The organism is Aestuariibaculum scopimerae (assembly GCF_059428085.1).
On record NZ_CM182089.1, the window covers coordinates 3,580,132 to 3,590,796 of the forward strand.

Genomic DNA, 10,665 nt, shown 5'->3' on the forward strand with positions numbered 1-10,665 from the left:
AAAATCTCCTTAATTTCACATCCTTAAAAAAAAGTTAATTTATTTTATGAATTCTATTGTAGCAAATAACTGCACCATCCATTTTAACAACACATGCTATATAGCTTTAAATGAGTACTTTAATAAAAATAATTTTTCAAAAATATTCATTTTGGTTGATGAAAACACTCATCAATTTTGTTTGCCTTATTTTCTAGAAAAAATAGAAGTTAATACGCATATAGAAATCATTGAAATAGAATCGGGTGAAATAAATAAAACAATTGACACTTGTGTTGGGGTATGGAATACACTATCTGAACTAGACGCTGATAGAAAAAGCTTGTTAATAAATATTGGAGGTGGTGTTATTACTGATTTAGGTGGTTTTGTTGCCTGCACTTTTAAGCGTGGTATTGCCTATGTTAATATTCCCACTACCCTATTATCGATGGTTGATGCCTCTGTGGGGGGCAAAACAGGCGTTGATTTAGGTCATTTAAAAAATCAAATAGGTGTTATTAGCAATCCCGATCTCGTACTTATAGATACCTATTTTTTGAATACACTCCCTAAAAGCCAAATGCGCTCTGGGTTAGCAGAAATGCTAAAACATGGCTTAATAAGTGATGAAAAGTATTGGAATAAGTTCCAAAATTTATCTGAATTAAAGTTTGAAGCTTTAGATAATCTAATATATGAATCGGTTTTGATCAAAAAGCATGTTGTTGATATAGACCCCTTTGAAAACAACTTACGAAAAACATTGAATTTTGGGCATACCCTTGGGCATGCCATTGAATCGTATTTTTTAAGCAATTCTCAAAAAACCACTTTATTGCATGGTGAAGCCATTGTGATTGGTATGATTATGGCAGCTTTTATATCAACCAAATTAGCAGGTTTTCCTGAAAAAACAGCTTTAGATATTAAAAACCTATTCATTAGTTATTATGGCAGAGTTGATATAGACAAATCTGAATACCCTACCATCATTGAACTGCTTAAGTATGACAAAAAAAATAACCACGGCAATATTAATTTTGTGCTACTAGAATCCATAGGAAAACCAAAAATTGATTGCTTGGTGGACGACCAAGTTATTATTGATGCTTTTGAGTTTTATGCAGCATCATAGATAATTTTTTTAATGTTTTCTTTTAAAAGGGTTGAAAGATTTTCTTTCTGGCGCACCATAATAACCATATTTGGCACCATAGCCAAAGTTTGCCTTATCAACGTCATTAACAACCATCATCATACCGTTAAGTTTCTTTCCAGCATGCAGTTCTTTAGCAAAATTTAATATTTCCTTTTCTGTGTAATCGGCACGCGTTAAATAAATGGTGTGGCCTGCATACTGGCTAAACAATAAGGTGTCTGTAACTAGCATAGATGGTGCCGTGTCGACAATAACGTAATCATATTGCTGTGACACCTTGTCAAATAAAGGTTTCATACGGCTGCTCATTAATAACTCTGCTGGGTTTGGAGGTATTTTACCTGACAATAAAACATCAATCTTATTGTCGCCAACATCATAAGCATCAATAGCTTCTCCAACTAATATAGAATCATCACTTAAATATTCTGTTAATCCAACAGTTGATGCATTTTTTTTCTTTTGGTTTAATGGGCCTAAATCCGTTTTTGGATTTCTAATGTCGGCACCAATCAACAATACACGCTTGTCTGTATTGGCTAAAGTTAATGCCATATTTGTGCTGAAAAAAGATTTGCCTTCCCCATTTATTGTCGATGTTACAAAAATGATATTATCATAGTCTTTTACATTTCTACCTCGCCTCACATAATCAAAATTTGTCCTTATGATTCTGAATGACTCAGACAATAAAGACCTGTCATTTCTATGTACAAGTGAATTTAACTCTTTACCTTTTAGTCTTGGTATCTCACCTAATACAGTAATATCTTTAATTATTTTTTCTAAATCTTCTTTATTATGGATTTTAGTATCTAATAAATCATTAACATAAATAAATGAAAAAGGGATTAACAATCCTATAAATATGGAAGCTATAAAAATTAGTTTTCTATTTGGGAAAACCGGTGTTGAATTACCGAAGGCCTCGTCAATTACAACGGCACTTGGTGATGTAGCCGTTAGTGAAATTGTGGCCTCTTCTCGCTTCTCCAACAAATATAAATACAATGCTTCTTTTGTTCCCTGCTCTCGCTCAATATCTCGCAACTCTCGTGTTTGACCAGGAACAGCATAAATTTTAGAATTGATTTTATCCAATTGACTTTGCAAACTTCTAACCTTAATACCAACGGTTTTCGAGGAATTATCAAGGCTTTGCCTTAAACTGTTCCTAAGATTGTTCAACTCTTGATCAAGATTAACAATAATGGGGTTTTTCTCACTGGAACTCTTTAGGCGTGTTTGCCTAACATTTAACAACTCATTGTATTTTGCAGCAATGGCACTGACCGATGGGTCGGACAAACCTATATTTGAAGGAATTGGGTCAAATTGAGAACTGGAATCATCAACCTGACTTTTCATGTAGTTTATCATGCTGAGTTCATTCTTACTCACATTTAGTTCTTGTTCATTTTGTGAACTAAAATTTAAATACATATCTGCTTCAGATGTTATATCTGTAAGCTTATTTCCTGTTTTGAATTTTTCAGCACTATCGTCAACATCCGATAAATCTGCAGCAATTAATTTAATACGAGCATCAATGAAATCTGCAGTGTTTTTAGATTTTTGATTTTTTTCTTTTATTGTAGTTTTATTATATACCTTAATTAATGTATTAATAATATCCACAGCCTTAGACCTAACATTGTCCTGAAGATAAATCATAACAATGCTAGAAGATTTGTCCTTTTGATCTATACCTATTTTAGCCTTATAATATTGAACCAGATTATTTACTGGCGTAATTTGAACCCTAACAGTTTTCCCCACTAAATCCTTAATATTATCATTTTTTGGAGTAATGACCATACCGCTAAATTTAGTAACAATATTTTCTCCAAAAGAGCTTTTCTTTGGAACATCATCTTCATTAATCCTATAATTAAAATTCACATCAGACAATACGTCTATATAAAAATTAAAACTGGTTTTATTGATTATTGAATCTGAAGCAATAAAATTGATATTGAATGGTATATTACTATACAATTCCGTTTCGTATATCCTTCCTTGCAAAAAATATTGCACATTAAGATCTAATACATCTATAACATCACTTAGTATAGATCTAGATTTCATAACCTCAATTTCGTCATCAACTCTTGAATTTTCAGAATCAGCAAATATTGATAAATCTTTAAAAACCGCATTGGGATTGGAATTGTCATTATCATCCAACAACTTAATTTTTGCAAATGCCTGGTATTCTGGCGCTGTGTAGCGTATATAGGAATATGCAATGCCGACAGCAACTAACAAACACAAAACAAACCATTTCCATTGCTTTGTGTACATTGTTATTGTTTTCTTCAAGTTAAAATCCTGTGAAGCTGAAGGAGCAGAAAAAGAATTGTTGTTATTTAAATCCATAAACAAAATAAATTAACGTGTAAGCAATACCACTATCCCAAGAATAAATGATGAAACCGATAAGATGGTTCCTAACCTTGCATCAACAAAATAGCCTGATGATGCAGAATGGTTGGGCTCTACATACACAATATCGTTTTGAGTTAAATAATAAACTGGGGAATTAAAAACTTCTTTATTGGTTAAATCAACACGCGTATAGGTTTTAGTGCCATTAAAATCCCTAACTATTAATATATTATCTCGCTTTCCTTTTATAGTTAAATCTCCCGCAAGAGCAAGTGCCTGTAATATGGTTACACGTTCTCCATTAATAGTATAGGTGCCAGGATTTCTAACCTCTCCTAGCACAGAAATTTTAAAATTTAAGATCCTTATGTTTACAACAGGATCTTTTAAGTAGCCATCTTCTAGCTTTCTTTTAATAAGTGCTTTTGCCTCTTCTACAGTCAATCCCAATAATTTAATTTTACCCAAAACGGGAAAATCTATGTTACCATCAATATCAACTAAATAATTAACAATTTCACCTCCTGAGCTACCCACTTCCCTAACTAGATTGAAAGGTCTTGCCGCTTCCAGATCGTATGTGGAGATAAATATACTCACATTGTCATCTACTTTAAACCTTGGTACAAACGTATCAGTATCTACGACTGTTTCAAAATTCTTGGCGTTTTGGAAATAAGTGACCTCTTTTTTAGGCGAACAAGATGTTAATAATAGCATAAATGCCATTTTAAACATAAACAAGTTCTTTACTGTAACTGGTGTAACTGGTGTATTCATTCTCAATATCATCATTTTGGAAAAGTAATAAAAATTTAGACAACTTATATGTTACCGTAATTTTTATCCTTTTTTTCTTGAATAAGGCCTTTTGCTTTTTTAAAAACTTGAACCCTTCTATCGAAACGTTCGTAATCGGAATTATTAGATTTGTACTCTGGAATTAATCGTTTTATTTTTAAAACTATATTATTGTTTTGGAAACGGTTGGTAATACACAACTCATCTATTTCAGATTTTATAAATGCATAATCAAGCTCTCGAGTTTTGCTTATCATTATTTTTTTATGATATGTAGATAACGTGTTCTCACCATTAGCCAATAACTCTTCATAAAGTTTTTCACCAGGTCTTAATCCTGTTATTTCAATATCAATATCTTCAGGGTAACGCAACCCAGATAGTTTGATCATGTTTTTAGCTAAATCAAATATTTTTATAGATTCTCCCATATCAAATATAAATATCTCACCACCTTTACCCATAGTACCTGCTTCTAATACCAATTGAGAGGCCTCAGGTATGGTCATGAAATATCGAGTAATATCTTTGTGGGTTAATGTTAATGGACCTCCACTTTCTATTTGCTTTTTGAATAAAGGAATTACCGATCCATTTGACCCCAAAACATTTCCAAATCGCGTTGTAATAAATTTTGTTTTGCTCTCCTTTTGCAAGCAACTAATATACATTTCTGCTATACGTTTGGTAGCTCCCATAACACTTGTTGGATTAACAGCTTTATCTGTAGATACAAAAACAAATTTTTTAACATGGTATCTGGAGGATGTATCTGCCAACAACTTAGTACCATTAACATTAATTTTAATAGCTTCATAAGGCGAACTTTCCATCAAAGGAACATGTTTGTAGGCTGCCGCATGAAAAACCATAGTTGGTCTATATTCTTGGAAAATGCTATCTATTCTTAAGCCATCCCTTATATCTGCTACAATAGCGGTAAAATTGAATTTTCCATTTTGGTTTAAATTTTGCTGAATATCATATAGGGATGATTCTGCTTGATCTATTAAAATTAAATGCCTTATAACTGTGAAATTAGACAGTTGATTCACCAATTCACTACCAATAGAACCTGCTGCTCCAGTAATTAGAATTGTTTCTCCAGTAAATTCATTTAAAAGATTAGGATTATCTACTTGAATTGGAGCTCGTCCCAAAAGGTCTTCAATTTGAAATTGCTTAATTTGGTTAGAACTCAATTCACCATCGATCCATTGTTCTATTGGTGGCACTTTTTTAATCTTGACATTTAAGTTAACCAAACTGAACAAATTTTCCTTGTTAATGTTTTCAGAAGTAACAATAACCTCATCAATAGCATTTGTATCAATATAATCTTGATCTATTTTTTTATTAGGAACAATAGAAATACCATTTATTGATTTTCCGTTATTTCTGTAATCATCGTCAATAAACGCTACCACTTGAAAAACTTCCTTGGTATTACTAATTAATGCATTATACGTAAAGATGCCTGAATCTCCTGCACCATAAATAAGTATCCGCTTTGATATTACATATTTACATTTTAAATGGTTATAACCCATTTTGAAAAGTAAACGACATCCAGATAAGGCTACAAAGTTAAAGAATGCATGAATAACGATAATTGACAGCGGTATAGTGAACTTGGAAATCAAGTTGAGTTCTTTATTGATCAAAACAAAGAAAACTACCATAGAGGACATGATTGTCACTGCTTTAAAAACATTAACAATATCTGTGAACCCTGTATGCCTTATAACACTTTTAAAAGATCCAACACTTAAAAAACTAATGGATGCAATAGTCAATATGATAGGTGTTTGAAGAATAAATTGACTCAAATTAAAGTTTAATGTAAAATTAAAGCGCACAAAATAGGCAGTAAAAAATGTAATTAGTACAATAGATAAGTCTATACCAAAAACGAGCCATTTAGAAGCATATTTTCCAGAATAGTAGGCGAAGTAATCATTTTTCATGTTGAGGAATTTTAAAAAAATTAATAGTTATGGGGTTTTTAAAATTATTTTCGTGATTCTGTGTAAATCATCCTGGCTTAAATTAGAGCCACTTGGTAAACAAAGACCTTGTTCAAAAAGCGCTTCAGAAACACCATTAACAAAATGCAAGCAATCTTTAAAAATAGGTTGCTTATGCATCGGTTTCCATAAAGGCCTAGATTCTATATCATCTTCCAATAGCGCCATTCGTATCCTTTCCCTTTGTTCATAAGATTTGGTTTTAATACAGGTAATCCACCTATTGGAAAAACAACCTTTTGGTTCTTCCAAAAAAGAAATACCACTATGTTTAGACAAGCTACTTTTGTAAAAATCAAAATTTCGACGTCTAGCCAAGACTCTATCATCCAGCACCTCCATTTGTCCGCGACCAATACCCGCCAAAACATTACTCATCCTGTAATTAAAACCTATTGATGAATGCTCGTAATGAGGTGCGTTATCTCTTGCCTGTGTTGATAAAAAGATAACCTTATTTTTATATTGCACATTATGGGTAATTAATGCGCCTCCTCCAGAGGTTGTAATAATCTTGTTACCATTAAATGACAATATACCTATATCTGAAAGTGTTCCACAAGACTTTCCAAAATAAGTACTTCCTAAAGCTTCAGCACTATCTTCAATAACCGGAATGTCATACTTTTTTGCAATAGCATTAATCTCATTTACTTTATAAGGCATCCCATATAAATGAACAGCAATAATAGCTTTAGGTTTTTTGTATTTTTCTATCCTATCCTTAATAGCAATCTCGAGCAATTCAGGAGACATATTCCATGAGTCTGTTTCACTATCAACAAATACTGGTGTGGCACCTTGATATACTATGGGGTTTGCCGATGCCGAGAAAGTAAAACTTTGGCACAAAACTTCATCTCCCTTTTCAACGCTCAAAAGCTGAAGCGCTAAATGAATAGCAGCTGTACCAGAGCTTAGTGCTGCAACAAAAATGTTATCACCTAAATAGCTCTGCAAATCGTTTTCAAAGCCATCAACATGTGGCCCTAAAGGAGCTATCCAATTCGTTTCAAAGGCATTTTTAACAAAATTTTGTTCAGAACCACCCATATGTGGAGAAGACAAGTATATTTTAGTTTTGGGTTTAGTCAACATCTCAAAATGTTTATTCAAACTTTAGTGCATAAAATCTTAAGCATTGAATACAATTCATGCTTTTTAATATTGTATAGTTTATTGATAACTCTCTTTTATGCATCTAACAAAATTTATTTTAATTATTAGCTTAATATGTATTTATGTTAACGTAATGTATATCTGTAGATAGATTTAAATTGAGAGTTTTAAAAATTACTCTAACATTTAATACAATTAAATTAACGAGGCTATTAATCAATTCAATTTTGTATTTGTTGTGTAAATTTAGTAATTGTTTTATAGTAAAAAGATAAGATTTTAGTTAATTCGCTAAAACAGTAATTAAAATCGGTTAACGACATTTTTGACTTTTAAAGTTTGTATTTTAACCCTATCTACTTTCGTGCAATACAAGATAATGTCTCCATTGAATGTATCTCTATACCTGTTTAAATATCCAGCTACTCTCAACAAGATGTATTAGTACCCTATACAGAACATATTAATACCCTCAATAGAACCCTGTTATCAATATATCTTTGAAGCATTACAAACCATTATACATATATCACCTAGTAAAGCTCCTTACAAGACCTAATGCCAACACATCACAGATAGCTATGATCCTATATAAACCCTTAATGGAATCTATTGCAAATAGATCCAGAATCTATCTCCAACTATAACGAAACACGTATGTACTTGGTTCAATCTTTATGAAAAGTTTATTTATATGCATTCTGGATCTATTTTTATCTTCTACTTAATTTATCTACTTAATAATTTCATAGTATTTTAACACATTGCATTAAAATGTTAGTTTTTCAACTCCAGAAAGTATAATTTTGAATTTCGTCGGAAAAATTAGAACCTTGATATAATTAGTTAAACTATTACATTTATTTTTCTAATATTTGTTAGCGCTTAATTAAAACCCCAAATTTGAATGACAAAGCAACAATTAAACATACTAAAAGGAAAAAAGATTCTCATTACTGGGGGTGCTGGATTCATAGGCTCTAATTTGTGCGAAACATTCCTAAACAATAAAATACAAATTGTTTGTCTGGACAACTTTTCAACTGGTAAGCGCGAGAATATTGAACCTTTTTCAACAAACGAGAATTTCACTTTAATAGAAGGTGACATTAGAAATCTAGATGATTGCAAAAAAGCTTGTGAAGATATAGATTATGTATTACATCAAGCCGCTTTGGGGTCTGTACCAAGATCCATAAAAGATCCCATTACCACGAATGATGTTAATATCTCTGGGTTTTTAAACATGCTTCTAGCTGCTCGAGACGCTCAAGTAAAGCGTTTTATTTACGCCGCAAGCTCTTCTACCTATGGTGATCATGAAGCGCTACCAAAAGTAGAAGACGTTATTGGAAAGCCTTTATCACCTTACGCTATTACCAAATATGTTAATGAATTATATGCTGATATATTTAAAACAACATATGGTTTAGACACTGTTGGTCTTAGGTATTTTAATGTGTTTGGGAAAAGGCAGGATCCTAATGGCGCTTATGCAGCAGTCATTCCTAAGTTTGTACAACAATTTATCAACCATGAATCCCCATATATTAATGGAGATGGTAGTTATTCCAGAGACTTTACCTATATAGACAATGTGGTTCAAATGAACATATTAGCGTTGACAACAGAAAACAAAACAGCTTTAAACACTGTTTATAATGTTGCTTATGGCGAGCGAACAACCCTGTTGGAGCTAGCTGGCCTGTTGAGAGACTATTTATCAAATTTTGATGCAGCAATTCAACATATTGAAATTAAGCATAGAGAAAACAGAAAAGGGGATATTCCACATTCACTGGCGTCTATTGACAAAGCAAAACAACTTTTAAACTATAATCCTAGATACAATATTAGTGACGGATTAAAAGAAGCCATCGACTGGTATTGGAAACACATAAAATAAAAGAAATGGATATAAAAATTGCTATTATTGGCTTGGGGTATGTTGGACTGCCTTTGGCTAGGTTATTTGCAACAAAATATGCTGTTGTTGGTTTTGATATAAATATGAAAAGAATTCAGGAATTGCATTCTGGGAATGATACTACACTAGAGGTTGAGCCAGATATTTTGAAAGCGGTTTTAAAAAGCGAAAATAATTCTGAAATAGGCTTGTTCTGTTCCTCAAATTTAGAAGATATTAAGAATTGTAATCATTATATTGTTACCGTTCCTACACCAATAGACAAAAATAATAGGCCCGATTTAACACCTTTGTATAAAGCTAGCGAAACTGTTGGAAAAGTGCTTAAAAAAGATGATATTGTTGTTTATGAATCAACCGTTTATCCTGGGGTTACCGAAGATGAATGTGTGCCTGTTTTGGAAAAAATAAGTGGACTTAAATTTAACGAAGATTTCTTTGCAGGATACTCACCTGAGCGCATTAATCCCGGAGATAAACTACATACCGTTGACAAAATATTAAAAGTTACTGCAGGTTCTACACCCGAAATTGGTAAAAAAGTCAATGATTTATATGCCAGTGTCATTACTGCTGGTACACACTTAGCACCTACTATAAAAGTGGCTGAAGCTGCCAAAGTCATTGAAAACTCACAACGCGATATCAATATTGCATTTGTTAATGAATTGGCCAAGATTTTCAACCTTATGGGTATAGACACCCACAGTGTTTTAGAAGCTGCCGGAACCAAATGGAACTTTTTACCATTTAAACCGGGATTGGTTGGTGGGCATTGTATTGGTGTAGACCCTTATTACTTAGCCCAAAAAGCACAGGAAGTGGGATACCATCCTGAAATTATTTTAGCTGGACGACGTGTTAATGACAGCATGGGGACTTATGTTGCCTCTGAAGTAATAAAGCTTATGGTACAAAATGATATTAATATCAAAAGTGCAGAAATATTAATTATGGGTATTACCTTTAAAGAAAACTGTCCGGATGTAAGAAATACTAAAGTTGTAGATGTAATAAATCAATTGAAGAGTTATGGTACTAACATAACAATCTATGACCCTTGGGCTAATCCAGAAGAGGTAATTCACGAATACAATCTAGAAATTACCAAACAATTACCTGACAATAAGTTTGAGGTCATAATTTTAACTGTAATACACAATGAGTTTTTAAATTTAGATATAAGTGCATTATCTAAACCTAATCATATTTTTTATAACATTAAAAGAGGATTTACAGAACTAAATAAGTTATAATAACAT

At 32.3% G+C, this 10,665-nt stretch carries 7 protein-coding genes; 3 read left to right on the forward strand and 4 right to left on the reverse strand.

The genetic code is table 11. From position 1 onward, the window contains the following. The first annotated feature begins 46 nt into the window (after positions 1–46). A complete protein-coding gene (gene aroB, locus AC5SR4_RS15535; protein ID WP_495357195.1) occupies positions 47–1,117 on the forward strand; it encodes a 3-dehydroquinate synthase in 1,071 nt (356 codons plus the stop codon). Between the two features lie 9 nt (positions 1,118–1,126). On the opposite strand, the gene AC5SR4_RS15540 is transcribed toward aroB, so the two are convergent. Genes AC5SR4_RS15540 through AC5SR4_RS15555 form a run of 4 tightly spaced genes read right to left on the reverse strand, consistent with a single transcriptional unit; the run spans position 1,127 to position 7,455 of the window. Next, positions 1,127–3,520: a GumC family protein gene (locus tag AC5SR4_RS15540; protein ID WP_495357196.1), complete on the reverse strand. Its 2,394-nt coding sequence runs from the start codon at positions 3,518–3,520 to the stop codon at positions 1,127–1,129. 12 nt (positions 3,521–3,532) lie between these two features. Continuing rightward, positions 3,533–4,309: a polysaccharide biosynthesis/export family protein gene (locus AC5SR4_RS15545; protein ID WP_495357197.1), complete on the reverse strand. Its 777-nt coding sequence runs from the start codon at positions 4,307–4,309 to the stop codon at positions 3,533–3,535. A 44-nt stretch (positions 4,310–4,353) separates the two neighbouring features. Next, positions 4,354–6,297 carry a polysaccharide biosynthesis protein gene (locus AC5SR4_RS15550; protein ID WP_495357198.1) on the reverse strand — a complete coding sequence of 648 codons (1,944 nt, stop codon included), beginning with the start codon at positions 6,295–6,297 and terminating at the stop codon, positions 4,354–4,356. 27 nt (positions 6,298–6,324) lie between these two features. Beyond that, positions 6,325–7,455, reverse strand: a complete 1,131-nt coding sequence (locus AC5SR4_RS15555; RefSeq protein ID WP_495357199.1) for a DegT/DnrJ/EryC1/StrS family aminotransferase — start codon at positions 7,453–7,455, stop codon at positions 6,325–6,327. Positions 7,456–8,383: 928 nt separating this feature from the next. Between AC5SR4_RS15555 and AC5SR4_RS15560 the strand changes: the two genes are divergently transcribed. Further along, complete coding sequence (locus tag AC5SR4_RS15560) at positions 8,384–9,382, forward strand: SDR family oxidoreductase (RefSeq protein WP_495357200.1); 999 nt, start codon at positions 8,384–8,386, stop codon at positions 9,380–9,382. A 5-nt stretch (positions 9,383–9,387) separates the two neighbouring features. Beyond that, a complete protein-coding gene (locus AC5SR4_RS15565; protein WP_495357201.1) occupies positions 9,388–10,659 on the forward strand; it encodes a nucleotide sugar dehydrogenase in 1,272 nt (423 codons plus the stop codon). Positions 10,660–10,665 lie beyond the last annotated feature (6 nt).